We start from the raw sequence: 26,741 nt of genomic DNA on the forward strand, positions 1-26,741 counted from the left end.
ATATGGATATTAAAGATGTGGAGGATCAATATTTATCTTGCAAATCAGATCTCTTTGGCTATCTATTAAGGATATTGCATAACAAACAGGATGCCGAAGATTTGTTGCATGAGTGCTTTATTCGGTTTATAAGAGCTTCACCTGACTTGCCTCAAGATCGTATTCGGTTTTACCTTTTGAGAATTGCCAAAAATTTAGCTATAGATTTAATCAGAAAACGAAAAAAGATGGATGAATACAACTTACGCAAGGAACTGCTTTATTATCACTGGGATATCCTCGATTTTGAAATTCAGGAGGAGGTCAATCGAATTCTTTTGATGGCAAGTAATACCGAGCAAAGGACGGTACTTGAATTGCGTTTAGTCCGAGGATACTCCATAAAAGAAACGGCTAGAATCTTAAACAAGAGTGAAAATTCAGTAAAGTCTTCGCTGCACAGAGCTTCAAAACGCATTAAATTAAGATATATTTCCTGAACTGATTTGGACGACAGCAGACAATCTTTTATTCAGCAAATCGAAAGTACTAAATCTAAGAAAAAGAATAATTTCCGAAAGAGGAGTAGACATAGAGTCTGCTCCTCTTTCGTTCGATACAGAGATAAAGCAATAAGATCGATATTTTCCACCATAATAGATAATAAATATCCCCTTTTTTTGGATTGTTTCTATTTATAATGAAAACGCACCCATAACAATCAAAGGAGCTGATTTGTTTTGACACGTAACAAACGCTTAAGAAGATTGTCCACCGCCATGTTAACGGTGCCTATGCTCACGATGTTCGCTTCAGGTGCAATGGCAGAGCAGGAAATGAACGGACATAAGCCTCCGGTTTCTACTGGAAGCGGCGTATTTTATGAAATTTATATCAATTCTTTTTATGATTCGAATGGAGACGGACACGGTGATTTGAAAGGAATCACACAAAAACTTGATTACTTAAACGATGGCAAACCCCATTCGGGTAAGGATTTGCAGGTCAGCGGCCTCTGGCTTATGCCCCTTAATCCATCTCCAAGCTACCATAAATATGATGTAACTGATTACTATCAGGTGGACCCGCAGTATGGGAGTCTAAATGATTTCCGCACCTTGATGAAAGAAGCGGACCGAAAGGGCGTCAAGGTGATCATGGACCTTGTTATCAATCATTCGAGCAGCGAGCACCCATGGTTTAAGGAGGCCAGTGCCAACCCACAAAGCAAATACCACGACTATTACGTATGGGCGGATGAGAACACAGATCTGGAAGAAAAGGGCTCGTGGGGTCAGCAGGTATGGCATAAGAACCCGAATGGCGAAGGGTATTTCTACAGTACATTCTGGTCGGGCATGCCGGATCTGAACTTTGACAATCCCGAAGTCCGCAAAGAAATGATCAAAGTCGGCAAGTATTGGCTGCAGCAGGGTGCAGACGGGTTCCGGCTTGACGCGGCGATGCATATTTTTAGAGGACAGACGAAGGATGGTGCGGATAAGAACATCGCATGGTGGAATGAATTCCGTTCCGAGATGGAGAAGGTAAATCCAAATGTATATCTGGCAGGAGAGGTATGGGACAAACCGGAGACCATAGCTCCTTATTACGGACCGCTCCATTCCCTGTTTAATTTTGACCTCGGTGGAACGATTTTGAACTCCGTGAAAAACGGCCGAGATCAGGGTATCGCGGCATTCGCCGAGAAAACGCTGCAACTGTACAAATCGTATAATAAGGCGGCACTCGATGCTCCGTTCCTGAGCAACCATGACCAGACCCGTGTCATGAGCGAAGTGGGCGGAGATGTGCGAAAAGCCAAGCTGGCTGCTTCCATTCTTTTGACGCTTCCGGGTCAGCCGTTCCTCTATTATGGGGAAGAAATCGGCATGAAGGGAGAGAAGCCTGATGAGTATCTTCGTGAGCCTATGCGCTGGTACAAGGGAGATGGCCCTGGTCAAACGACGTGGGAGAAACCCAAATACAACACAGGCGAGGTATCAGTGGAAGCGCAGCTGAGGGACGATGATTCCCTGCTGGAAAGCTATCGCACACTCATCCGTCTGAGGGAAGAACATGAAGCTTTACGCAGCGACAGTCTGCAACCTATACAAGCAGGTTCTGCCAGCGTGACCGCATTTAAACGTACTTCAGGCAAAGAAACACTATATGTATATCATAACCTGTCTGGAGAGCCGGTTACCCTGCAGATGAAAGATTTCGATAAGGGTAAATGGAAAGTGGTCTTCTCCACCTCAAAGAATGTAAAGGTGAAGAAAGGAACAGTTACAATTCCGGCTTACAGTTCTCTAATTACCGAAGAAGACAGAAAGAGCTGAATATACGGCAAAATTACTGTTCAGATGAAGCAGGATATATATCGATGAATCCAGTTTGGGGTGTTAACAGCACCCCATTTTTCTATATAAGTTTTGCTGCATACGAATAGAGGATTTAAAACCGTCAGGAGATCAGTTATATGTCAAAAAGACAGTTTTTACGAGGTTGTGTGTTGAACCGGGAAATTACTCGTTTCAACTAGACCACTTCGATGTAAAGCACGCCCCTTAGAGTACACACAGGGAAGGATAAATACATTCTCCAGTGTATATTCCAAGGGGCATTGTTTAGTACCCTCAATCATAGTAAAGATCGGACGATTCCATATGATTATAAAGGGGGTATGCCTTCCGGTACATTTCGGCTCTTGCTCTTAGCAAGCAACTGCTCATCGAACGGCAGATTCTCTTTGATCGCCCACAGGTCGTCATAGCTGAGAATCCAGCGATCGGCTCTGGACAGATCCTGCCGGCCGGAGCCGGGGTTGTGGAAGCCGATGCAGTGCATTCCTGCGCTTTTGGCTGCCTGGACACCGTTCTGTGAATCCTCAATAACGATGCAATGGGCCGGTGCAATGCCTAGCTGTTCGGCGGCGTATAAGAAAATGTCCGGTGCCGGCTTACCCTGCAATACCTCTTCACCGGTGATTCGAATGTCGAAGTAACGGCCAAGTCCTGTCTTTTCCATAATGAGATCAATTAGCGCTCGTGGAGAGGAAGAGGCTACCGCGACCGGAATCCCTTTCTCTTGCAGCCAGTCCAGCCACCGTTCCAGTCCGTCGATCGCCACAAGGCCCTCGTGTGCAATCATCGTCTGCATCACATTTTTTCGGTGATAGGTCAGGGCCTCTTCCACCGTATTGGTGAGCTGATGTCTGTCCAGTACCTGACGCCACATAGATTCGAGTGTCACTCCAACATAGGTATGGTGCTCTTCTTCCGTCATGGACGCACCGAAATGGGCAAAGGAGCTGCGTTCAACTTCAAAATAAATCGGTTCGCTGTCTACCAACACCCCGTCCATGTCGAAGATGACCGCTTTGACTGGAACGGACGCTGATGGGTCTCCTGTGCATTCATGATTCGTCGGTGTAACATGATGAATGCTCGTCATGTCCATTCTCCCCCTTGTTAGTAGCTAAATTTAGTTGCCCGAGCCATTCGATTGCAGCACAATCTTGATCGCCTGAGACGAAGGCTGAAGTGTCCGCTCGCTGATATTGCATCCAAGTGTCTTAAAGGCTTCATGGTAGTCATCAAGCGGATACGAGTGGGTAATGATTTTTTTGGCGGGAATGATCTGCTGCTCAATCAGGTAATGCGCCGTGGAGAACGTGCCCAGAGAATCAATCGAGCCGATGATTTTAAGGCTACGGTCAACGACCTCTTTCGGATTAAACGAGCTTATCCCATCTCTCAGCCCCACCAGCATCAAATACCCGCCGCTCGCAAGCTGGCTTAATACCTCAGTGCCGACCACTCCTGTGGTATCCACAATCATGTCCACCTGATTCTTTAACGGAGCTAGCTCATGAATGGCCGACTCCAGTGTGGCGTGCGCGGACCATCGCTCAGGGGCAATGGAATCCGCTATGGCGAGCCGCTCCTCCGAGATGTCAACGAGGCAACCAGTTACACCTTTCGAAGCAAGAGCATAGCTGTACAGAATCCCGATCGGACCTGCGCCTAGAATAACGGTTGTGAAGTTCGGCAGCAGGTTAATCTGGTTGATCCCGGTTAGCATACAGCTCAGCGGTTCGGTCAGCGTCGCTTCTTCGTAGCTGATATGATCCTTCAGCTTGTACAAAAAACGGTCCTCAGTCACATAATAATCGGTGAACGTACCGTCGGCGCTGACTCCGGTCTCTGTTACGGCTTTATGTGTGCAATGATTCTGTCTTCCTGTCCGGCACATTTCGCATTGACCGCAGTAATATGTTGGATCAATCACCACACGGTCCCCAGGCTGCAGTGAACTGACGGCTGATCCTACAGCGATCACATCCCCCGCTGATTCGTGGCCCAAGATCGTGGACGGCACGGCATGATATTTGCCACTGATGATGCCTAAATCCGTACCGCATACGCCTGTCGCCCGGATCCGGACGAGTACATCGTTATCTTTTTTAATCTCCGGGACAGGTCTTTCCTCAAGTGCGACATCCCAAGCTGATTTGTATACCAGTGCAAGCATAAATAGTCCTCCTTTTGCCTGTTAGGCAGATGGTTAGTGTAGGGTGGTCAGAACAGTGTCAAGCCGCTTAACAATTTCTACAATCTCATCTTCCGTAGCCGTGAGGGAAGGTCTCACTTTGACCACATTGCCATAACCGTAACGGGAGCCTCTGAGAATTAGCTGCTGTTCGGCAAAAGCGCGGTCGATAATCGCATTGCTCTTAACTGCATCTGGGGCATTATCCTCGTCGACAATTTCCAGTCCCCACATCAATCCGACGCCGCGAGCCTCACCGATGATGCAATCGTGCTTGTCGGCCATCTCCGTCAGCAGGGTTCCGAGCAGGCTTCCTTTGGACCGAACGGCTTCCAGAAAACCGGGCTCAGATACAACCTCCAGCGTGGCTTTGGCTGCCGTAACCGAGATTAGATTGCTGCCTGAGGTGAAGGAGTGCTCGTGCTTCTCCAGGACATTAAGCCGAGACTGCATTAATACCGCTGCTACCGGTACACCAATGCCGCCGAGACCCTTGGCGAGAGTAATGATATCTGGCTGGATATCCAACAACTCACTTGCGAACATGTAGCCTGTCCGCCCAATCCCGGTCTGCACCTCATCAGCGATCAGGATCAGCCCATACTCGTTGCACAGCTGACGGAGACGCTTAAAATATCCTGCAGGTGGGATGATATTGCCTCCGTTGCCCAAGATGGGTTCAATAATCATGCAGGCCACAGAGCCTGAGCTTGCATACTCAATGGCATCCGATATGGCTTCGACGCATTGATAACCACACTTGTCAGGCGAAGAATTAAACGGGCAGCGATAGCAGTAGGGAGCAGGTACATGCAGGGAATTTGCTGCAGCCGAGTTGGGAAATTTCCTCCGCCGGAAGGCGTTGCCGGATATGCCTGTTGCGAACTGGGTCTGCCCATGATGGGATAAATACAGGCTGATTATATCGAGCGCTCCTGTATATTTCTGGGCTAGCTTCACAGCGCATTCGTTCGCCGTGGAGCCGGTAATATCTCTCATCCATCCCGCGTCGATGCCGTTCGGCGTATACTGGATCAGATGATCCAGGACTTCCTCGACGTAAGGCTCGGTAAAGGATGAGGACATGTGGGCAAGATTGGCGACTTGTTCCTGTACCTTGGTGACGACATGAGGGTGATTATAACCGAGCGATAGATTGAAGGTGCCAGACACGCCATCCAAATATTCCTTACCGGAATCGTCAATCAGAGTAATGCCTTTTCCGTATCTGAAGCGTTCTTTGGTTAAGGTATGCACGATGTTTCCCTCCATATCAGAATATACATTCTCATTAAGTACATTCTTTAAAAAGTGTACTGCCCTGCTACAACATAACGCGGCGGGCCTCACCTCCCTCAAGAATAAAGAATCTCATCCTTCCTTGCCCTGATGGACAAGGGAGTCAACTACCCGTCTGCTCCTGCCATTCCACAGATGCGAGAGAATGACTGCCAGCAGTAAAATTAGGCTGAAAGCCGCCAAAATCCAAAGGGTAGTCGTCACCGACCATTCGCTCATGCTCCAGCCTGTTACATATTGAAGAACTGCTCCGCCAATTCCGCCTGACGCAATCAGAATGCTGGTCGTTCTCTCGGTCATTCCCGGAATCAGCAGGTTCGCATAGACGAGGGCAATACAGAAGAGACCGGACATGAATAACCCTGCACCAAAAATCAGAAGGTATGTAGCCCACTGACTGGATACAAACGCCATTGCAACCAGAAAGCAGAAAGTTCCGATTCCGCTCCACAGTAGGAAAGGAATATATCCTGCTGACTCAGCAATCTTCCCTGAGAACATGCGGCCGATGATCATCGCAATCCAGAGTATGCTAACACCCAACGAGGCTACGGATTCCCGAATCTGCAGGGTCTCGATCAGAATAGAGGGCAGGAAGTTCATGAGCCCCAGTTCAAGCCCCATGTAAACAAAGAAGAATACAATGAATATTCCCAGTAACACACGGTGCTGTACCGAGTACCGGGCTTGTTCGACCGATCGCTCAGAGGTTTGGAGATCTGCTTGGATAAGGTGGGAAGAGGAGGAAGCAGGCATGGTAATCCAGAACAGTCCCAGAATAAACGTCAGAAGGGAGATGGTGTAGAAGGTCAGATACCACATTCCAAGCCAGATATACAGGCTTACCACTGCGGGAATGAGCAGTGCACCAAGTGCAAAATAGACATCCAGCTTGGACATGGCTACGGCTTTCTGCTCTTCGGTGAACTCAATCGTGAACGCTCCGATGGACGACTCAATGATGCCTGAGCCGAAGCCAACCCAGATGGTCATCACGATAACCCAGGTCCATGAGGGGAGTACACCCAAGAAGGCATACCCTGCCACGATACTAACCAGAGCAATGGACAGCATAGACTTGCGACCGATGTGTAGAGCCATGAAGGGGGAGAACAGAACGCCGACAAGAAATCCGAAAAACTGAAGGAACAACAATAATCCGCCATCGCTGTACCCCCGTCCATAGTAAGGCAGTAGAACCGGCAGTAATGCTCCAAGCACCACACTAGTAATGCCGATTAGCAGATAGAAAGCACAACTTAAAGCGAATAGTCTCTTCAAGGTCCGTCCCTCCATAAGTCTATATTTTTTATATGGATTCTGTTGCTTTACTAGATTATACCTTTTTATTGGAAATGTATATATCTCTTTATATAAAAAATGTAAAAATAATCGTTCGACAATTTTACACGTATTTGCTTAATCTAGTTAAGGCGAAACTTGGTTATCTGAAGAAACTGCAAGCGGAAGGGAGAAATAAGATCAGCCCAAATTGTTTTCGGGCGCCAAACCGCTCATAATTGAGGCATAACTTTGTGTTTGCAAAATTAGGTTAGTAAGGATACCTAACAGTGGTTTTACTTAATACAACTATGATTGATAGGGTAGGAAAAAGAATGTTAAACGCTTACAATTCAAAAGGGAGAGGGAATTTTATTCGAAAGTTGAGAAAAATGAGAAAGAAAAAGGTAAATTTGTACGGTATCAATAAATGTGGCTTTTTGAACTACAACAAAAGGAGTCTACCAAAATGAATTTTTATTTGGAAATCCCGGAGCTTGACCGACATTTTCCTTTCCGGAGCTTTATTAATAAAGGTGACGTGCTTTGCTATCCTCATTGGCATAAAGAAATTGAAATTATTTATGTGACTCAGGGAACCTTGGATCTGGGAATTAACGATATTTCGATACGGATGAAAAAAGGTGAAGTTCAGTTTATAAATGGGGGTGATGTTCATTATTTTTTGGCTTCTCCCGACAGCGAACGGGTGGTTATTCAATTTGATCTGAGCTTTTTTCAAGAGGTTTCCACATTAAGTGATCAGAAACGCCCTCTTAGATATATATTTACGGAGATGGAGCAATCAAGCTGGAACTGGCCAGAAGAAACAGCAGCTAAAATGCTTCCTCTGATTCAAAGCATTTATGATGAGAACGTCAACCACCACGAAGGTCATGCTTATATGATCAAAGCCAAGCTGTTTGAGATGTTGACTCTTATTATGCGTGAAGTGCCGAGAAGCATGACGCCAAGGCTTTCTGAAATCTCTGAAAGAACCTTAACACAATCAAAGGACACCCTTTATAAACTGGAACGTATTTTTGAGTATGTGGAATGCCATTATCATGAAACCATCTCGCTGAAGAATGTCGCTGATTATATGGGTTTCAGTCCCTATTATTTCGCCAGACTGTTTAAGAAGAATACGGGGATGACCTTTGTAGCATTTTTGAATGATTACAGACTGAATAAGGCAAAATGGATTTTGTTGAATGAAAACAATCCGATCACTGAGGTCGCAGAGGCAGCAGGATTCAGTAGTGTAAAGACGTTTCATCATCTCTTTAAGGAAGCGACAGGAACATCACCATTGAAATACCGCAGGACAATATTCGGGAATAATACAGCAAGAAATGAGGAGGAAAGCTTTTCATGAGATTTGTATGATAGAGCTATCCGACGAAGTGAAGGGAGAGTTACGAGGACATTAAAATTTATGGATCCATGAGTAACCGCTTGATATGCGGTAGGCTTAAATCAGAAGTGGAGGAAGATGAAAATGGGCAATCGTATATACAATGTAGTCATTATCGGTTATGGAGGCATGGGAAGCTACCATGTTCAATTGATCGAATCTAATCAGCAACTTGCCGTTGGCGGTGTATATGATATTGTTGATTACCGAATGGAACTGGCTGCGGCTGCTGGCTATAAAACCTACGCAAGCCTGGATGCCGTTCTGGCCGATCAGGCCGTGGATATTGTTTTGATAGCAACACCTAATGATGTTCATAAGGAAATCGCGATCCAGGCGCTACAAGCTGGAAAACATGTCATTTGCGAAAAACCAGTTACGATAACGAGCGCGGATTTCTTGGATATTGTTGAGGTGGCGAAGAAAGAAAATCGTGTGTTTACGGTACATCAAAACCGTCGATGGGATGAAGACTTCCGAATTATAAAAGATATAATTGGCAATAAGACCGTAGGCGAGCTTTTCCAGCTGGAATCGCGAGTTCAGGGGGCTAATGGGATTCCAGGTGACTGGCGGCAACTAAAGGCGTATGGAGGAGGAATGCTGCTGGATTGGGGAGTACATCTATTGGACCAGCTGCTTCAGATTACGGACAGCAAAATAGAAAGCGTAGCTGCTACCCTAAGCTATATTTTGGGGACTGAAGTGGATGACGGCTTTACCAGCTTTATTGAGTTCAAGGACGGCCTGAAAGCAGTCATTGAAGTGGGTACAACCAATTACGTAAAGCTGCCGCGCTGGTATATTAAAGGAACCGAAGGAACCGCAGTGATTAGGGATTGGGATTTGAGCGGAGAGATCGTCACCCGAAATCCAGATGTCGCTCACGTGGAACCCAAGCCGATTCAAGCAGGTCAAGGATTGACGAAAACGATGGCGCCGCCATCTGAGGAATCCACCCTTAAGTTCCCGATTGAGAAAATACCTGCTGCTGCAGAAAGCTTTTATGAAAATTTTGTCTCCACCATCGAAGGAAAAGCGGAGATTGCAATCAAAAGCGAAGAAGTACACCGTGTATTGGTGCTGATTGAGACGATTTTTGAGGCGGGGGCAACCAAAAGCGTGATTCGAAGAACTATTTAGATCTGCTGCTTTATTTTCGATCCGTCATAAGAGAGATATATAGGAGCCTGGAGAGAACCAAACAGATTTATTTAATGAAATTTTGGGATGCATTTAAGTAATCAGAAACCTTTGAAATGGTGAGCAAAATAATTTTGCCCACCATAAAACACAAGCGGGTATCGCTCCACAACCGAATTCTATTGCTTGATCATTTTTAAGTTGCTGAGATTTCGAATAGGTTTAATTTACACGTAAAAAGAAAAAGATGTTTTTACATAAAATCCGCTATTTCCTCCTTATAAATCAACATATTCCACTCTAAATTCTTCCATAAAAACATAAAATAATCCATGTAAGTGCTAGCATAATCATTTGTATGAGAAAGAGGAAGGGAGAGATCGTTTATTGTACTGTGCGACCAGAAGAATATAGATGAAGGGACGTAGAGAATGAGGAGTTATAAACGAAGATCTTGGAAACGCTTATTTTTACTCATGATCACGGGGATACTTGTATTAGCATCAGTAAGTGTTGTTACGCCGATCAATGCTGATGAATCGCCTAAAAACGTTACAAGTACATCAGTAAAACTTTCATGGAAAGCCTCCGAAGACATCTCCAATGGTAGTGGAGTATCAGATTACGATCTCTATCGCAACGGTTCTCTCATCAAGCAGAATATCTCCGATGCAACATATGCCAATCTGCCGAAGAACCTTGATTTGACAGCCCTTCCAGACAACCAAGCGATAGTTTACTATTTTAAGAAAAGCCGTGGCTGGAGCGATGTAAATATCCACTATGCTCCCGATGGTTCATCCTGGACATCCCCGCCGGGTATCAGCATGAATGAAAACGCTTGCTTGGATTGGGCCAAAAAAACTATTGATCTTGGCTCCAAAACATCGATGAAAGCAGCATTTAACAACGGCTCTGTCTGGGATAATAATAAAGGCGCTGATTATCATTTAGCTGCTGGTTTAAGTACCGTCAAAGACGGTATCGTCACAACAACCGGAGCTAAGAATCCGTGTAACCCTCCGGTTATTGATTTAGAAGCACCTTCTATACCTCAATTATTGATAGCCAATGCCGATGGACTACGAATCCAATTAGAATGGGATCCTTCTGTTGATAATGTTGGTGGAAGTGGAATCGGCGGGTATGAGATCACTCGCACAGGAGGAACTAAAGGCAAAAAGGTCTATACGACGACCCGTACTACCTTCCAAGATTCATTATTGGAGGCGAAAACGACATATACGTATACAGTTAAGGCATACGATAAAGCAGAACCAGCCAACAAATCGGAAAGTAGTATTGAGGTGAGTGCAACAACAGGAACTTCATCACCTCCTGCTTCAAAGGGAAGTCCGATCGGAACAGATATGCGTGAAGATTCAATTTACTTTGTGATGACTGCCAGATTCTATGATGGGGACCCTTCGAACAACCGAGGTGGTGCGAATCATGTTTCAAGCGGCAATGCAGCCAACAGTGATCCAATGTTTAGGGGCGATTTTCAAGGGTTAATCAATAAACTGGATTATATCAAGGCTCTTGGCTTCTCAGCGATTTGGATTACACCGGTTGTATTGAATCGATCTGATTATGACTTTCACGGCTACCATGGTTACGATTTTTTTCGAGTGGATCCCAGGTTAGAGTCACCAGGTGCAACATACCAGGATTTGATTAATGCTGCACACGACAAAGATATTAAAATTATACAGGATGTTGTGTACAATCACTCTAGCCGCTGGGGTGCAAAAGGTCTATTCACGCCAAAAGTATTCGGTATTCGAGATAATCAGTGGAGCTGGTACTATGACGAACCTCAAGAAGGAATCGAGTACGATGGCCTTCAGCAGAATGACGCAGGCAAGCCGTATAACGGTGACCTATGGTCAACGAAGGAACCGGAGGGCAACACCTGTCGGAATTGGGGAATCCCAATGAACTCAAAAACCTACAATTGCCAATGGCCCAACCCCACCTCTGGCATGTTTCCTTCACAGTACTATCACAGTTGCTGGATCGGCAATTGGGAAGGGGAAGATTCACGGAGTTGTTGGCTGCATGAGGATCTGGCTGACTTTAATACAGAGTCGAAGCCTGTCCAAGATTATTTAATTGAAGCGTACAATCGATTTATAGATATGGGTGTAGACGGGTTTAGGATAGACACCGCTGTGCACATTCCACGCGTTACCTGGAACCGTCATTTTCTTCCTGCAGCGCAGGAGCGGGCGATTGAGAAGTTTGGTGAAAAAGGACGTAATTTCTATATGTTCGGTGAAGTAGGTGCTTTCGTTAACGATAAATGGAACCGAGGTTCTGTGAATCATTCGGCTCAATTCTTCACTTGGAAGGAACGCAAAGAGTATAGCACCAATGATGAAGTAGCTGCGTTGGAACAATATCAACACGAAAATAATCTTGGTACAGCCAATCAGCCTTTATCCGATAATGCATTCCTCAAAGGGAATTTGTATCATGAACCGGACCATTCGCAATCCTCCGGGATGAATGTAATTGATATGAGGATGCATATGAATTTTAGTGATGCGAATAACGCATTTTGGAATGGCAAGGATTCGGATGACAGTTATAACGATGCGACCTATAACGTAGTGTATGTAGATAGCCATGATTATGGACCTAACAAATCATCGACCCGGTATACGGGGGGCACGGCTGCATGGGCTGAGAATATGAGTTTAATGTGGACTTTCCGTGGAATTCCAACATTGTATTACGGCTCAGAAATCGAATTTCAGGCAGGCAAGCCAATCGACTGTGGTCCAACATGTCCATTAGCAACCACAGGACGTGCTTACTATGGAGATCATATTGAAGGTACAGTAGTAGCCTCCGATTTCGGACAGGTAGCTTCTGCTTCAGGTTCGGTTGCTCAAACCCTGCAGCACCCACTTGTAAAGCACATTCAGCGACTGAATCAAATTCGAAGAAGTATTCCTGCCTTGCAGAAAGGACAGTATTCTACAAAGGATGTAAGCGGACAAATGGCGTACAAGCGACGTTATACGGATTCATCAAAAGGCATAGACAGTTATGCTTTAGTTACTGTTAGTGAATCAGCTGTTTTTCGGAATATTCCTAACGGCACTTATAAAGATGCTATTACCGGAGACGTCAAAGAGGTCACGAATGGGACGCTCAATCTGGCAGTTTCGGGCAAAGGAAACTTAAGGGTATATGTACTTGATCTCCCGGGTAATCCTGCTCCTGGTAAGATCGGTGAAAACGGGCCTTTCTTGAAGCCTTAATTTTTAAATATAAGAAGCATGGAGGGAATGACATTCCTAGGAGTGTCGGTGGTTTGAGGTTTTAAAAACACACTCATAAACATATGGGTGTGTTTTTTTGGTGTTAAAGTAGCACAGATACCAAGAAGATGTAACATTTGCCGCAGCTTAGTACGTTAATGTAGACACCTTAACGTACTTAAGAGTATTCTTATGTGTACTTAAGAGGGACCCCATTGCAACCAAAACTAATGAATATGTAAGTATATAAAGGAGGCCCATATGTATGAAGTCTCATACCACTGACCGTATTAAAATCCCGCCAGGATTGTGGGCAGGATTATGTCAATTAGGGTTTGGCGCCCACGACGTTGCTCGCAAAGCACGATTGCCGATCACCATTATTACTGAACCAGTAGTCACCACCGCCCAATATTTCGCGATCTGGCAGGCATATTCTGATCTCATTGGTGATACTGCCCAAGGAATCATCAAGCTTGCGACCGTCTTTGATACAGCGAAGTACCCACCGACCGTCTTAGCGACTTACCACGCTCGGGACTACCGCGACGCTCTAAACCGAATGGCTCGGTACAAACAACTGTGTCCCCCTGAAAGCCTACATATCACTGAGGAGGGCGAGCACTGCACAATTGATCTGGAATGGCTGTCTCCCGAGCAATCTGGTCCGCCGATGCTGGTTGGTATCACGCTGGCTTGTCTTCTGGAGATTGGACGCCGGGGCACAGGTCAACCTTTGACCGCGCAGCTTGTTGAATTTTCGCACTCCATGGGCGATGTACAGGCGCTTGAAGCTTACTTCGGCTGTCGTATCCGGATTGGTGCAAAACGTAACCGATTGACGCTGCATCGAAGAGATCTGGACCGCCCCTTTGTCTCGTACAACGAAGAGTTGCTGGAAATCCTGACTCCTGTTCTGGACCGATCGTTGGATGAACAGCAGCGCAACCGCTCAATTACCGAGATGGTCAAATGGATCATGAAACGTAGCCTTACAGGAGGGCGCCCCGACATTCAGGCTGTGGCGAAGGAGCTCGGTATGAGCGATCGTACCTTGCAGCGCCGGCTTACTGACGAAAACACGAGCTTCAAGCTTCTGTTGACACAAGCTAGACATGAGCAGGCACGAAAGTACTTGGTAGACCCCTCGCTTGATATTAAAGAGGTGGCATTCTTGATTGGATATGAAGACCAGAACTCGTTTTACCGCGCCTTCCGCCTATGGGAGGGTGATACACCTTCAAATTGGCGGACTGAACATCTAGGTACAAACTCGATATCAGGAGCACGCTAGGACTGCCGACTATTCATTGATTCAATTCCTAATGAGTTTTGTCATTTGGCGTGTTAAACAAGAACTTTGGCGCATTATACTAGTTACTGGACAATCCAGACAAGATAATATAATCACTATCCGGAGCACAAGACTGTTTTAAAAAGGAGAAGTGTATTATGGATATGGGATTAAACCATAAAACAGCTTTAGTTACAGGATCAACGAAAGGTATAGGTAAAGCAATTGCCATTGAACTAGCCAAAGAAGGTGTTAATGTACTAATTAATGGACGAAATTATGAAGAGGTAGAACGAACTGTAAATGAAATTAAGTCAGATTTCCCAGCTACCTCTCCTCAAAATGCCACAGCCGATATTGTGGATATTGGACAAAGAGATGCTTTATTCGAAAAATACCCCAATATTGATATTTTAGTTAACAATACGGGTATTTATGAAATTATGCAATATGAGGACGTAGACGATGAAGTATGGGAAAAATACTTCCGCACTAACGTTCTTGCTGCAAATGGATTATCAAAATTTTATTTACCTAAAATGTTGAAAAATGATTATGGCCGCATTATTTTTATTGCGAGTGAAGAAGCAATTATGCCTTCAGGACAAATGCCTCAGTATTGTATGACAAAATCTATGTTGTTATCATTGTCAAAAAGCTTATCTAAATTAACAATAGGAACAGAAGTTACAGTCAATACGATCATGCCAGGACCAACACTCTCGGAGAATGTGCACCAAATCATTGAGAGTATGTATCCTCATGAAGATATGACTTTTTTAGAAAAAGAGAAGGATTTTATGGTTACCAACCTGCCTCAATCTGAAATACAGCGATTTATCAAGCCTATTGAAATAGGTAGACTAGCTACATTTGTATGTAGTCCTTATGCATCTGCATTTAAAGGTTCTCCAATCCGTATGGATGGGGGAATGGTACCGACTATTTTTTAGCGCTTGTGGAGAAGCTTGCTGAAATTAGCGCTGACATTGCGGAACATTATGATAAGATGAAGTCAAACATTACTCGAGGGTAGGATGAGGATCATGAACCATTTTGCTATGTATGGAAAGTTGACGGCACGTCCAGGGCAAAGGGACGCTCTTGCAGACATCTTGCTAGAAGCGGCCGATCTGTTGAAGTCGAATAATGACTGCTATTTGTATATAGTCAATGTGTCAGACGACGACCCGAATGCGGTGTATGTGACCGAACTGTGGAAAGATGCAGATGCCCATGCAGCCAGTCTTAAGAACGAAGAGGTACTGGCGTCGATACAACGCGGCCGACCGTTGATTATCGGAGCGGAGCCCATTAAACTGCGTGCTATAGGGGGAAAAGGCCTGTAGGGTCATGATGCAATTGCTGCTACCACAGCAGCCGATACTCGGTTGCTTTTAAGCTAACCAGCAGGATAGTCCTAATGAAACGCTTTTGTAACATGTGAAAGGTTGGCAGATAAAATTGGCCCTGGTATAATAAGGGTAATTCACTAAGGAGAGATTTTTTTGTCTGGAGCTGTTCTTTACTAATCCAATTCCATAAAAAGAGGTTTTCATGCACCTACTATTCGTCTGCCCAATTTTTGTATTACGGGTGGGATTTGAAAGCTTCGGAATTAGTTAAGAACAACGGATATTACCAGATCCTTAGGGATACCTGTTATAATGAGTCCAATCCGTGCTGGTTCAGCGCGGATTTTTTTTATGGCTCAAATAGCAGGTGATATGAGGGTAGGAATGACGTATGTTCATTCCTGCCCTTTTCTAATTTTTAGCAAAGGGGGATAGAAGGGAATTACTCCAATTTGGTCAAATACATCCAGACTTCTTGAATGAAAGATTCAATCTAAGTAAATAGAAAGGTGGACAATACATGAAACTTCAAACGAATCGGCTTATATTAAAAACACTTGATCTTAATTTAATCGAAGCAGCAGCCCAACGTGATATAGGTGCTATTGAAGCTTTGGGTTATAAAACCAGTGATGAATGGCCGGGTCCTGATTTCTTTGAAGCTTTACCTTATTTTCGAGAACTTTTGATAAAAAATAATGGCACTAGAGGTTTTGACTCTTGGATCATTGTGGAGAAGGATACCCAAGAAATTGTTGGAGGGATTGGTTTTTTAGGAGATCCTGATCAGAACGGTATGATTGAGATCGGTTTTGCAACGAATGAAAGCCATCGCCGCAAAGGCTATTGCTATGAAGCCGCTCAAAAATTAATAGAGTGGTCCTTAAATCATGAAGAGGTCCAAATCGTAACGGCAAGATGCGTACCTGACAATATCAGCTCTAAGAATTTGTTATTGAAGTTAGGATTTCAAATTGATCACAAAGATGAAGAATTGCTTTATTGGAAATATGAAATGAAGAAAGTAGGAGGGGGTCAGCAGAAATGATCCGTCGAGATCTAGATGACGTAGATTTCATAAGAGCAAATTTAATGGGGCCTAGTTCGATTATCATGCTTGAGGAGCTATCGAAAAATTTGACTTTGCAGAAAGGAATGCGAGTGCTGGATTTGGGCTGTGGGACCGGACTTACTTCTATCTATCTGGCGCAAAAGTTTGGCATAACCGTGTTTGCTGTCGATTTATGGATTAGTGCAACTGAAAACTATAGAAGATTCAGAGAGTTTGGTTTGGAAAGCCAAATTATCCCCATACATGCAGATGCCTGCCACTTGCCTTTTGCGGAACAATACTTTGATGCAGTTATAAGCGTAGATGCGTATCAATATTTTGGAGCGAATGAGCAGTACTTAGATGACCATCTTGCGCCGCTAGTTAAAGAAGGAGGTAAATTGGCTATAGCAATGCCAGGGGTAAAGATGGAGTGTGATGGGGATATACCCGTGGAACTGCAGCCGTTCTTGTCACTTAGTGAGGTTGATAATCAGTGGCATACATGCGATTGGTGGCGGAAATTATGGGAACAGTCGCCAAATGTTTACGTTGAATCGGTAAGAGAAATGAGATGCTTCTCGAAAGCTTGGTATGAATGGCTTCAGTGTAACAACGATTATGCACGTGCTAATAATGCATTGCTGAATGCAGATGACGGGAAGTATATGAATCTAATCTCGCTTATTGCTACTAAGAAATAGCGATATCCGGGGACAAAAGTTCCCAGTCCTATGGGCTGAAATTCGCTAAAGTAACTGAGAACGATAGTTCAACTCTACCAAAAACAGCCGAGCGCTCGGCTGTTTTTTTAACTAGTGGGCAGATTACATGAAGTGGTTAATCGATGCCAGGGTCGAACTTACAGGCTTAGGTCGGAAGAGTAATACAGGAGAAATTGGCCCATGCAGGCCTCCACAAGCTTTCTCAATTCCCGACGGGCTACCCGAATATGGAGAGGCTTTAGAACTTGTATCCATAGCATTTTTTAAACACAGATTGTCGATATTCCAAAATACTGTTTAACAGTACTTTTTTTCTCTCTGATATCATCATTTTCTTTTGAAATGCCGATATAAAATTGAGTCTTGAGAACTATTTTATACATAAATTTTACCTAAAGGAAGTGTGAAGAGATGTTGAAAAAGAAATGGCTTATCACCCCGTTGGTTGCGACGACACTGTTTTTCGGTCAATCTGCATTCGCGGCAAACACGTTTTCAGATGTGGAAGGAACAAAATATGAATGGGCTGCCGAATCGATTCGTTCCATGGTCGACAAGGGCGTTGTCAAGGGCTATGCAGATGGGACCTTCAAGCCAAGCAAAACCATAACGAAAGCGGAATTTGTACATATGTTTCATAAGCTTTTTCCAGAAATCGATCATTCTTCCGGCAAATCTTCCGACTTTGTGGATGCGCGTAAACACTGGGCGAATAAAGATTTTGCAGCAATATTCAACGGGGACTATGTTTGGCCGTATGCTGAAAGTGTTGGGGGGAAATATCCAAACTATCTTTTCTATGTCAAGCCTGACAAACCATTGACCCGCTGGGATGTGATGATGATTGCCTCTCTTCGGACGGATTATACCAATCAGACGCTTCATCCTGAGATTGAGGAAGTGATTTCCGCAGCTGCGCAGTACAAGGATATGAAAGTTCGTCAGGCCAATTACAATGACAATTTCTCGGCCTACTATCCGGTGCTGTACATCGACAAGACTGGAGAAGAGTACTCCTATGATGGCGATTCCCAGGATCAAAAGGCAGAAGCATTCTACACCCTAACCAAGATGGGGGTCCTTACCGCTAATGAAGGATACCTTCGCCCCAAAGCACTAGTTACACGGGCTGAAGCTGTTACCCTTTTACAGCGTTTGTACGAAGCCACAACCAAGTCAGTGGAGAATCGACACTAGCCGCTTGCACATTGTAGCCATCAAGGAAACTGCATAAGGAGATAAAGCGCTTTGGAGTTTTCTACTTATTTAGTAACGTATCTATGACGACGCCTAACCGTCGATTACTGTCGAAGGACAACAACTATGTATAAAAAGTCGCCAAATTGGCGGCTTTTTTGTTTTAACGATAGATGCCAGTCAATAGTTTAGAATATGAAATTTTCATGTAAATTCATTAAAAAGCTGAAAACAATTCCTTTTTTTAAACAAAAGAGGATATTCTTTTGGTTTATAAAATATATGTAGTATATATCACTGTACTTTAATTCATTTTAATGTTTATAATAAATTAATAGCCTTAACCTATGTCTTACACTCATCTATGATGCTGAAGTTTCTAAGTATCAACTCTGAACTTCCAGCACACTCCATTTTTTTACACTTCCAAGTCTACTTACACACTTTTAATTCTGATTACATCATGAAACTCAAAAACGATTTACTTTAACATGTCGATTACTGTTTGTTTGTGGCAAGACATTTTGTTGTTTTTGCTGTATCTATCTTAAATACATAGGAATGTGAACATCTGAATCCCATAAAACATTTGTTTTACCGCTTTTTTATGGTGAGGAAAGGGGTTGGACATGAATCGCATGACTTTGCTTTTTTCGGGACAAGGATCTCAGTATGTCGGGATGGGAGCGGCATGGCATGACGGTTTTTCAGAGGCAGGTCACATTTTTGAAGAGGCTGCTGATATTTTGGGGTATGATTTGAAAACTTTATGTATGAAAGGACCCATCTCCCAATTATCCAGAACATCCTACACCCAGCCTGCACTACTCACAATTAGTGTAATCGCATTCAGACGTTACATGCACGATGTTGGGATTATTCCCGAATTTTCTGCAGGGCATAGTTTGGGTGAGTATTCTGCATTGGTAAGCGGCGGAGTCTTATCGTTTGGCGATGCTTTGCGGGTGGTACAAGAACGGGGACGCTTTATGGAAGAAGCTTCAGAGGCCGGAGTGGGTTGCATGATTGCTGTTCGAGGGGCTGATTTAAATCTGCTAGAAGAGCTGTGCGATCACTATGACGTAACCAGTCAGCCTATTTCCATCGCTTGTTATAACTCCTCCTATCAATACGTCGTTTCTGGTCATCATGCCTCTGTTGCTGCGGTGGCGGGACAATTAGAGCAACGTGGGTTCCAAATTACCCGTTTGCAGGTAAGCGGCCCTTTTCACAGCCCGCTTATGCAGCATGCTGCTGACCGATTAGCATTGGAATTGCAAAAATATACGTTTCATGAACCGCTGTGGCCTGTCATTTCTAATGTTACAGCACTGCCATATACGGATGCCAACAGCATTCGTCAAGGTTTGCATTTGCAAATGATCCATCCAGTGCGGTGGATACAAACGATGCAGTATATGGAGAAACATGGGGTGAAGCAGGGAATTGAATTAGGACCGCGAACGGTGCTGAAAAACTTGGCAAAGGAAACAAACATCGCTTTTGAGGTGCTTTCCTTGGACAGAGACTTGGATCGGATTGAGCTGGAACGTCGTTTTTCGATCCGTGATTGGTTGGTCAAACCGCTGGCGGTGGCGGTGTCTACACCCAATGCCAATTGGAATGAGGATGAGTATCAAAAGGGGGTTATTTTACCTATTCACAGGTTGGAGGAGTTACTCAAAAGCATAGAATCGGGCAAATCTTCTTCTGCTTATGAACTAAGACGCGAAGCGCTGGAGTGTATTCGCCTGATATTGCAAACCAAACAAGTATCTGCAGGAGAGCAGGAGGAAGTTTTAGACCTTTTGAGGAGGGATCAGGATGGAGCAGTTTCAAACTTTAATTGAAATCATTCAGGACCGAGCCAGTAGAGCTGAAAATGGAATTATTTTCATTTCGGGTGATACACAGGAGGAGTATGTAAGCTACAGTCAGCTTCTGGAGCAAGCACTGCAGGTACTTCATCAATTGCAGGAAAAAGGAGTACAGCCTGGCAATAAGCTAATTATGCAAATTGAAGACAATCATACCTTTGTGAATGTGTTTTGGGGCTGTCTGCTCGGCGGAATCGTCCCCGTACCTGTAAGTATCGGGAATAATGATGAACATAAAATGAAGCTATTTAAAATCTGGAGTACCCTTACTTGCCCTTACATGATTGCGGATCATAAAGTATTAGAGCAGTTAGAAAAGTATTCTCATCAGCATGAGATGCTGGATTTCTTTGATTCTGTGAAAGAAGCGACCTTTTCTAGCCATGATTTTGATTATTCCGATCAGAACAAAGGGACCATTCATCAATCCAGACCGGAGGATTTGGCGTTTATTCAATTTTCCTCTGGTTCGACAGGTGATCCCAAGGGAGTCATGCTGACGCATGAGAATCTCGTATACAATATTCGGGATATCGCCAGTCAAACGGGAATGACTTCAAGTGATGCGTATCTGGGCTGGATGCCACTCACACATGATTTGGGATTGATCGCTTTTCATTTAACCTGTATCATCGCCCATGCCAAGCAGCTCATTATGCCAACAGCTCTTTTTATAAGACGTCCTTCATTATGGCTAAAAAAGGTGTCGGAGCATAAGGTGACTCAAATCTGTTCTCCTAACTTCGGTTATAAATTTTTCCTTGATCAATATAAATCCAAAACAGCGGATAACTGGGATTTGTCAAGTGTTCGCATGATTTTAAATGGGGCTGAGCCCATATCGGTGGAGCTTTGCCATGTATTTATGGAAGCCATGAGTGTACATGGATTAAAAAAAAATATCATGTATCCTGTATACGGCTTGGCAGAGGCCAGCGTAGGTGTCTCCACTCCACCTTTGGATAAAGATAATTTTGTTACTATTCATTTAAATCGGCAGCAGCTACATGTAGGTGAACCTATAGAAGAAGTAGATTCATCCGATAAGCGTTGTCTTACGTTTGCGGATTTGGGCTACCCCATGGCCAGCACCTCTGTTCGCATTTGTGATGAGCAAAATCAGGTACTAAAGGACGATGTAATCGGATACACCCAAATTTGCGGCAAAAATGTGACTGCTGGGTACTATAACAATCCTGAGGCTACCGCAAAGGTCAAGACAGAGGATGGCTGGCTCATTACCGGAGATTTGGGTTTTATGAGAAACGGACGACTGGTGATTACAGGCAGAGCTAAGGATATTATTTTCGTGAACGGCCAGAACATTTATCCGCATGATATCGAAAGGATTGCAGAGGAACTGGACGGGGTGGATCTGGGGAAAGTAGCTGTCTGCGGTGTACATGATGCACAAACTAGACAGGATCGTATTGTTGTTTTTGTGATGCACACGAAAAAAATAGAGTTATTTTTGCCAACAGTCCAAAGGCTGAAAAGCCATTTGAATTATCGGGGAGGATGGCATATTCAAGATGTAGTTCCAATTCGCCGTATTCCCAAAACTACTAGTGGAAAGGTTCAGCGCTACAAGCTGGCTCAGAGCTACGAGCAGGGAGAATATGATGTAGTTTTGGCATCCCTAACCGAGGCCGCTCGAAATATACAGGAAGCGAACGATGCCCCTGTACCTCAAGGTGAGATCGAGCAAAAACTGATTGGGATTTGCCAAGCTATTTTAAATGTACAGTCAATTGGGAAGGAAGATAGCTACTTTGATATCGGCGTAACATCCTTACAACTCGTTCAGATCGTGGACCAATTAGAGGAACAACTCGGGATTCATATTGAGGTAACGGACTTTTTCTCTTATCCGACTATCGCCAAGCTAGCTGGATATATATCCAGTCAGGGCTTAGGTCATAAGGTGAACACAGCACCGCAATTGGAATCCAAAGAGGAGGTAGAGGACCTGGATATTGCTATCATTGGCATGTCCGGTAAGTTTCCTCATGCGGATACACTGGAGCAGTTTTGGGCGAATGTAGCTTCCGGTACAGATCATATCAGTCCATATAGCGATGAAAGAAAAAAGGATGCCGAAGCTTTTATTTCCCGTCTGAATATGGAAGGCCGAAACATGCAAATCGCCGAAGGTGGCTATCTGGACGAAGTGGACAAATTTGACTACACCTTCTTCAAGCTGACTCCACGTGAAGCTTCTCTGATGGACCCGAATCAACGTTTATTTCTGCAAACTGCTTGGAGCACGATTGAGGATGCAGGCTATGGAGGAAAACAGCTGTCGGGGAAAAAGGTAGGGGTGTATGTTGGATTCTCCAAAACCAGCTTTGAATATGAACGATTGTTGTCCGAAGTGGAGCCAGGAGCGATTCCAAACTTTGGCATAGGCAATCTTCCGTCCGTTATCTCCAGTCGGATTGCGTATTTGCTTGATTTAAAAGGCCCAGCACTGACCATTGATACGGCATGCTCCTCGTCACTCGTAGCGGTACATCTGGCGTGTAAGTCGATTTTGAATGGAGACTGTGAGATGGCTTTGGCCGGTGGAGTGAAGACCATTTTGCTGCCGTTGAAAGCTGGCATTGGCATGGAATCCTCCGATGACCGGGCACGAGCATTCGACGATCAGTCGGACGGCACAGGCTGGGGCGAAGGCGTTGGAGCCGTTCTCTTAAAGCCGCTTCGCCAAGCGGAAAAAGACGGAGATCACATTCTGGGTGTGATCAAAGGAAGCGCGATTAATCAGGACGGCAGTACGATTGGAATTTCCGCGCCCAATGCGCTGGCTCAATCAGAAGTCATTTCGCAGGCGTGGCGTGATGCACGGATCGATCCCGAGACGGTAAGCTATATTGAAGCCCATGGTACTGGCACCAAGTTGGGTGACCCCGTTGAAATTAAGGGCATTACCCAGGCATTCCGTAGATTTACACAGCGCAAGCAGTTTGTGGCGATAAGCACGGTCAAAACGAATATTGGGCATTTATACGAAGCTGCTGGGATTGCGGGATTGATCAAATGCGTGCTGTCGATGAAGCATCAACAGATTGCACCGCTCGTTCATTTTCGCACACCCAACCGGAACATCCATTTTGAAGAATCTCCGCTGTATGCCAACACTAGACTGAGGGAATGGAAGACAGACGGATTTCCGAGAAGATGCGGGGTGAGTTCCTTTGGCTTCAGCGGGACAAACTGCCACGTGGTGCTGGAAGAATATATAGCGAAAAAGAGTGCGGACCAAGAAACCACCGACCGAAAAAATGGATCATCGCCATTGCTGCTGACACTGTCGGCGCGAACTGAAGGAGCTTTAAGTGAGTTGATTGCACGGTACGTGGATCGCTTTGAACGTGAGGAAGAATTGCCGATGGAGGATGTCTGCTATACGGCTAACACGGGCAGAAGCCACTTAACATACCGAGTGGCTGTGATAGCCGAAGGAGCGGAGGCTCTGAAAGTGAAATTACTTCAGCTTTATGAGCAGGGCAAGGCCATTGAAGGTGTATACATTGGAAAAGTAGATAGCAGTGGTGGTACAGAAACAGCCGTCGGAAGCTCGGACACTTTACAAGCACTGGAGCAAGTAGCAGTGAAGTACGTACAGGGGGCACAGATAGACTGGGACACGATATACGCAGGTCACCCGTACAAAAGGGTTTCTCTACCTACGTATCCGTTTGAAAGGAAAAGGTGCTGGATTCATGTTCCAGAACAGGTTCGAGCAGAGCAGAACGCACCCGTTTATAAAAAACCAATAGTAAGGGAGTCTGAAAATATGGGGAATGAGTATTCGACTTCAGCGTCGTTTACTGAGCAGCATAAATCTTCCATTCAACAAAAGCTAGCGAAAATGATCGGTAATGTGTCACAACTTAGTCTTGAGGAACTGGAACCGCAAACACATTTTCTAGAACTAGGGCTGGACTCCATTAATTTGTCCCAGGTCCGCCACAGCATCAAGGATACATTCGACTTGGATGTCCCAATGAATGAATTTTTTGAATCGCTGACCACGCTCGAACTGTTGACTAGCTACGTCGCAGAACAGGTGAGTATTTCCGTTTCTGACGAGGCAGCAGTTGGTGCTGTGGAAATCCAACCGAAAATACCCCTTAATCGGGTAGATGCTACTACAGTATCAACCTGGACAGGGCAGGATTCCAGCGCAATTGGTACATCGCCTCATGGAATAGTCACGTCCGGGCAAGACCCATTTCAAAGCACATCAGTTATAGCGACTTCTGCTGGTATCGAGCAGATTTTGCAGCAGCAGCTGCACGTGATGTCACAGCAGCTTGATGTGCTCCGAACTCAACCAACTCCTCCGACATCCGTTTCCCAATCATTTCAACCGGAAAGGGTTTTGCCGTCAGCAAATAGAGAAAGCGCAGAGATCATTGAAACCAAACAGGAAATCGCAACTGCATTAGCTATTGTTCCACCGGTACTAGCTGTTCCGAAGAATGCAGGCCAGGAATCAAAACCGTTTACACCTTATAAAAAGCTGGAGGTCAAAGCTCATGAATTGCTTTCACACCGCCAAGAACAACATCTGCAAGAGCTGATTGAGCGCTATACTGCTCGGACGCGAAGCACCAAGCAGTACACTCAGCAGTATCGGTCTGTCTACGCGAATAACCGTAATGTAGCCGGATTCCGGCCTATTTTGAAGGAAATGGTCTATCAAATTGTTTCTCAACGTGCAGACGGGTCCAAAATTTGGGATTTGGATGGGAATGAATATGTAGATTTGACCATGGGCTTTGGTGTTAATCTGTTTGGACACAATCCAGCCTTTATTCGTGAAAAAATTGAGGCAGAGCTAAAGAACGGCATGTGTGTCGGACCTATGTCCAACATGGCAGGACAAGTCGCCGAGAAGATTTGCAAGCTGACCGGTGTAGAACGGATCGCTTTGTACAATTCCGGCACCGAGGCGGTTATGGTTGCTCTCCGTTTGGCGCGTGCTGCCACTGGACGAGCCAAAGTAGCCATTTTTGCTGGCTCCTATCACGGTACGTATGATGGTGTGCTTGCGTTGGGTAGTGCAGGCAATAATAAGGAGCATTCCACACCTCTGGCGCCTGGCATCTTGCAGCACATGGTGGACGATATCGTTGTACTCAATTATGGAACAGACGAATCGCTGGATTATATACGTACACATGGGCAGGAGCTAGCTGCTGTGCTAGTGGAGCCGGTGCAAAGCCGTCGTCCTGATTTTCAGCCGAAGGCCTTTTTACAGGAGGTTCGTCAGATCACGGAGCAATCCGGTACAGCCTTTATTTTCGATGAGGTGATTACAGGCTTCCGGATTCAACCGGGAGGCGCTCAAGCGTGGTTTGGGGTACAAGCTGACCTTGTGACCTACGGTAAAGTTATTGGCGGAGGGATGCCAATCGGTATCGTAGCAGGGAAAGCCGACTTTATGGATGGGATTGACGGTGGCACCTGGAGCTTCGGAGATGGTTCCTATCCTCAGAATGAGCATCGGCGAACCTTTGTAGCCGGTACGTTCTGTCATCATCCGCTGGCGATGGCGGCATCCCTAGCAGTGTTGGATTATTTGGAAAACCACGGCGAGCAGCTGCAAAATCAGTTGAACAGCCGTACTTCAGCGTTGGCAGCAGAGTTAAATAGTTACTTTACCCATGAGCAGATACCCATGAAGATTGTTCACTTTGGTTCACTATTTCGCTTCGTACTCAAGGGCGATCTGGAGCTTTTCTTCTATCACATGCTGGAAAGGGGTATTTACATCTGGGAAGGGCGGAACTGCTTCTTGTCGACCGCTCATACAGAGGAAGATATTGCGCGGATCATACAAGCTGTCAAGGACAGTGTGGATGAGCTGCGTAAAGGGGGATTCTTGCCTGATCTGACCCCGAACGGGAAAGGCCCAGGTCCAGGTAAGCAAAGATTGCCTATATCCGACCCTTCAGAAGTATTGACAGTGGACGCGCATGAAACGGTCATCCCACTAACCCCGGATCAAAAGCAGTTTTGGTTCGCTTAATGAAAAGAAACGAAGTGACTCCCGTTCTGACACGCGAACACATTAATGTGAGACGTTAAGCAAACTGTCCAATCCCGTATTTATTTTGCTGAAAAATCGGGTAAAGTGCACCTTGGCGTCTTTACGCTCCAAGTTTGATAAAATGTCAGGTTCTATTCTTAGGACTTGGCATTTTTAGTAGTGCACCCAGTATGGGCATCAGTTATGTCATCGAATTCAATTGTCATAAATTGACGCATGTCAGCGAGTAAACGAAA

Annotated in this window: 17 protein-coding genes; 13 read left to right on the plus strand and 4 right to left on the minus strand. The window is 45.0% G+C overall.

Annotated elements, in window-relative coordinates; translation table 11 throughout:
• Positions 1-2 precede the first annotated feature (2 nt).
• Together NSS66_RS20270 and NSS66_RS20275 are read left to right on the plus strand one after the other, a co-directional pair.
• Positions 3-479, plus strand: a complete 477-nt coding sequence (locus NSS66_RS20270) for an RNA polymerase sigma factor (RefSeq protein WP_023988580.1) — start codon at positions 3-5, stop codon at positions 477-479.
• Positions 480-719: 240 nt separating this feature from the next.
• Positions 720-2,321, plus strand: coding sequence for an alpha-amylase family glycosyl hydrolase (locus tag NSS66_RS20275; RefSeq protein WP_028541305.1), 1,602 nt, complete (start codon positions 720-722; stop codon positions 2,319-2,321).
• 331 nt (positions 2,322-2,652) lie between these two features.
• On the opposite strand, the gene NSS66_RS20280 is transcribed toward NSS66_RS20275, so the two are convergent.
• From NSS66_RS20280 to NSS66_RS20295, 4 genes are all read right to left on the minus strand, one after another.
• Positions 2,653-3,435 (minus strand): HAD family hydrolase, encoded by a 783-nt coding sequence (locus NSS66_RS20280; RefSeq protein WP_049828399.1) that lies wholly within the window; start codon positions 3,433-3,435, stop codon positions 2,653-2,655.
• Positions 3,436-3,465: 30 nt separating this feature from the next.
• The gene (gene gutB1 / locus NSS66_RS20285; RefSeq protein ID WP_028541304.1) at positions 3,466-4,515 is read right to left on the minus strand and encodes a 2-amino-2-deoxy-D-mannitol dehydrogenase GutB1; all 1,050 of its coding nucleotides are present in this window, start codon (positions 4,513-4,515) and stop codon (positions 3,466-3,468) included.
• Between the two features lie 33 nt (positions 4,516-4,548).
• Positions 4,549-5,790 carry an aspartate aminotransferase family protein gene (locus NSS66_RS20290; protein ID WP_023988584.1) on the minus strand — a complete coding sequence of 414 codons (1,242 nt, stop codon included), beginning with the start codon at positions 5,788-5,790 and terminating at the stop codon, positions 4,549-4,551.
• Between the two features lie 114 nt (positions 5,791-5,904).
• A complete protein-coding gene (locus NSS66_RS20295; RefSeq protein WP_028541303.1) occupies positions 5,905-7,113 on the minus strand; it encodes an MFS transporter in 1,209 nt (402 codons plus the stop codon).
• 469 nt (positions 7,114-7,582) lie between these two features.
• Here NSS66_RS20295 and NSS66_RS20300 point away from each other — a divergent pair, with 469 nt between their 5' ends.
• From NSS66_RS20300 to NSS66_RS20350, 11 genes are all read left to right on the plus strand, one after another.
• Positions 7,583-8,491, plus strand: coding sequence for an AraC family transcriptional regulator (locus tag NSS66_RS20300; protein WP_023988586.1), 909 nt, complete (start codon positions 7,583-7,585; stop codon positions 8,489-8,491).
• A gap of 117 nt (positions 8,492-8,608) precedes the next feature.
• On the plus strand, positions 8,609-9,673 hold the full coding sequence (locus tag NSS66_RS20305; protein ID WP_023988587.1) for a Gfo/Idh/MocA family protein: 1,065 nt from the start codon (positions 8,609-8,611) through the stop codon (positions 9,671-9,673).
• Between the two features lie 431 nt (positions 9,674-10,104).
• Positions 10,105-12,945 (plus strand): alpha-amylase family glycosyl hydrolase, encoded by a 2,841-nt coding sequence (locus NSS66_RS20310; protein WP_076265404.1) that lies wholly within the window; start codon positions 10,105-10,107, stop codon positions 12,943-12,945.
• A 265-nt stretch (positions 12,946-13,210) separates the two neighbouring features.
• Positions 13,211-14,239, plus strand: a complete 1,029-nt coding sequence (locus NSS66_RS20315; protein WP_340959639.1) for a helix-turn-helix transcriptional regulator — start codon at positions 13,211-13,213, stop codon at positions 14,237-14,239.
• A 158-nt stretch (positions 14,240-14,397) separates the two neighbouring features.
• On the plus strand, positions 14,398-15,192 hold the full coding sequence (locus NSS66_RS20320) for an SDR family NAD(P)-dependent oxidoreductase (protein WP_068938430.1): 795 nt from the start codon (positions 14,398-14,400) through the stop codon (positions 15,190-15,192).
• A 93-nt stretch (positions 15,193-15,285) separates the two neighbouring features.
• Positions 15,286-15,588, plus strand: coding sequence for a putative quinol monooxygenase (locus tag NSS66_RS20325; protein ID WP_023988590.1), 303 nt, complete (start codon positions 15,286-15,288; stop codon positions 15,586-15,588).
• Positions 15,589-16,114: 526 nt separating this feature from the next.
• Positions 16,115-16,642, plus strand: coding sequence for a GNAT family N-acetyltransferase (locus NSS66_RS20330; protein WP_023988591.1), 528 nt, complete (start codon positions 16,115-16,117; stop codon positions 16,640-16,642).
• The gene (locus NSS66_RS20335) at positions 16,639-17,349 is read left to right on the plus strand and encodes an SAM-dependent methyltransferase (RefSeq protein WP_076265405.1); all 711 of its coding nucleotides are present in this window, start codon (positions 16,639-16,641) and stop codon (positions 17,347-17,349) included. Before NSS66_RS20330 ends, NSS66_RS20335 begins: the two co-directional genes overlap by 4 nt.
• A gap of 432 nt (positions 17,350-17,781) precedes the next feature.
• Positions 17,782-18,567: an S-layer homology domain-containing protein gene (locus NSS66_RS20340; RefSeq protein WP_340959642.1), complete on the plus strand. Its 786-nt coding sequence runs from the start codon at positions 17,782-17,784 to the stop codon at positions 18,565-18,567.
• Positions 18,568-19,196: 629 nt separating this feature from the next.
• Complete coding sequence (gene fabD, locus NSS66_RS20345) at positions 19,197-20,417, plus strand: ACP S-malonyltransferase (RefSeq protein WP_340959643.1); 1,221 nt, start codon at positions 19,197-19,199, stop codon at positions 20,415-20,417.
• Positions 20,392-26,484, plus strand: coding sequence for an aminotransferase class III-fold pyridoxal phosphate-dependent enzyme (locus tag NSS66_RS20350; protein ID WP_340959644.1), 6,093 nt, complete (start codon positions 20,392-20,394; stop codon positions 26,482-26,484). Before fabD ends, NSS66_RS20350 begins: the two co-directional genes overlap by 26 nt.
• The last annotated feature ends 257 nt before the right edge of the window (positions 26,485-26,741 follow it).

The organism is Paenibacillus sp. FSL R10-2748 (assembly GCF_038005565.1).
Taxonomy (GTDB): Bacteria; Bacillota; Bacilli; order Paenibacillales; family Paenibacillaceae; genus Paenibacillus; species Paenibacillus polymyxa_B.

Excerpts from the sequence above, each read along its gene's own strand:
- NSS66_RS20280 (WP_049828399.1), bottom strand. The coding sequence starts at position 3,435 with ATGACGAGCATTCATCATGTTACACCGACGAATCATGAATGCACAGGA.
- NSS66_RS20315 (WP_340959639.1), top strand. The coding sequence starts at position 13,211 with ATGAAGTCTCATACCACTGACCGTATTAAAATCCCGCCAGGATTGTGG.
- gutB1 (WP_028541304.1), bottom strand. The coding sequence starts at position 4,515 with ATGCTTGCACTGGTATACAAATCAGCTTGGGATGTCGCACTTGAGGAA.
- NSS66_RS20325 (WP_023988590.1), top strand. The coding sequence starts at position 15,286 with ATGAACCATTTTGCTATGTATGGAAAGTTGACGGCACGTCCAGGGCAA.
- NSS66_RS20300 (WP_023988586.1), top strand. The coding sequence starts at position 7,583 with ATGAATTTTTATTTGGAAATCCCGGAGCTTGACCGACATTTTCCTTTC.
- NSS66_RS20340 (WP_340959642.1), top strand. The coding sequence starts at position 17,782 with ATGTTGAAAAAGAAATGGCTTATCACCCCGTTGGTTGCGACGACACTG.
- fabD (WP_340959643.1), top strand. The coding sequence starts at position 19,197 with ATGAATCGCATGACTTTGCTTTTTTCGGGACAAGGATCTCAGTATGTC.
- NSS66_RS20270 (WP_023988580.1), top strand. The coding sequence starts at position 3 with ATGGATATTAAAGATGTGGAGGATCAATATTTATCTTGCAAATCAGAT.
- NSS66_RS20305 (WP_023988587.1), top strand. The coding sequence starts at position 8,609 with ATGAAAATGGGCAATCGTATATACAATGTAGTCATTATCGGTTATGGA.
- NSS66_RS20350 (WP_340959644.1), top strand. The coding sequence starts at position 20,392 with ATGGAGCAGTTTCAAACTTTAATTGAAATCATTCAGGACCGAGCCAGT.
- NSS66_RS20310 (WP_076265404.1), top strand. The coding sequence starts at position 10,105 with ATGAGGAGTTATAAACGAAGATCTTGGAAACGCTTATTTTTACTCATG.
- NSS66_RS20335 (WP_076265405.1), top strand. The coding sequence starts at position 16,639 with ATGATCCGTCGAGATCTAGATGACGTAGATTTCATAAGAGCAAATTTA.
- NSS66_RS20320 (WP_068938430.1), top strand. The coding sequence starts at position 14,398 with ATGGATATGGGATTAAACCATAAAACAGCTTTAGTTACAGGATCAACG.
- NSS66_RS20330 (WP_023988591.1), top strand. The coding sequence starts at position 16,115 with ATGAAACTTCAAACGAATCGGCTTATATTAAAAACACTTGATCTTAAT.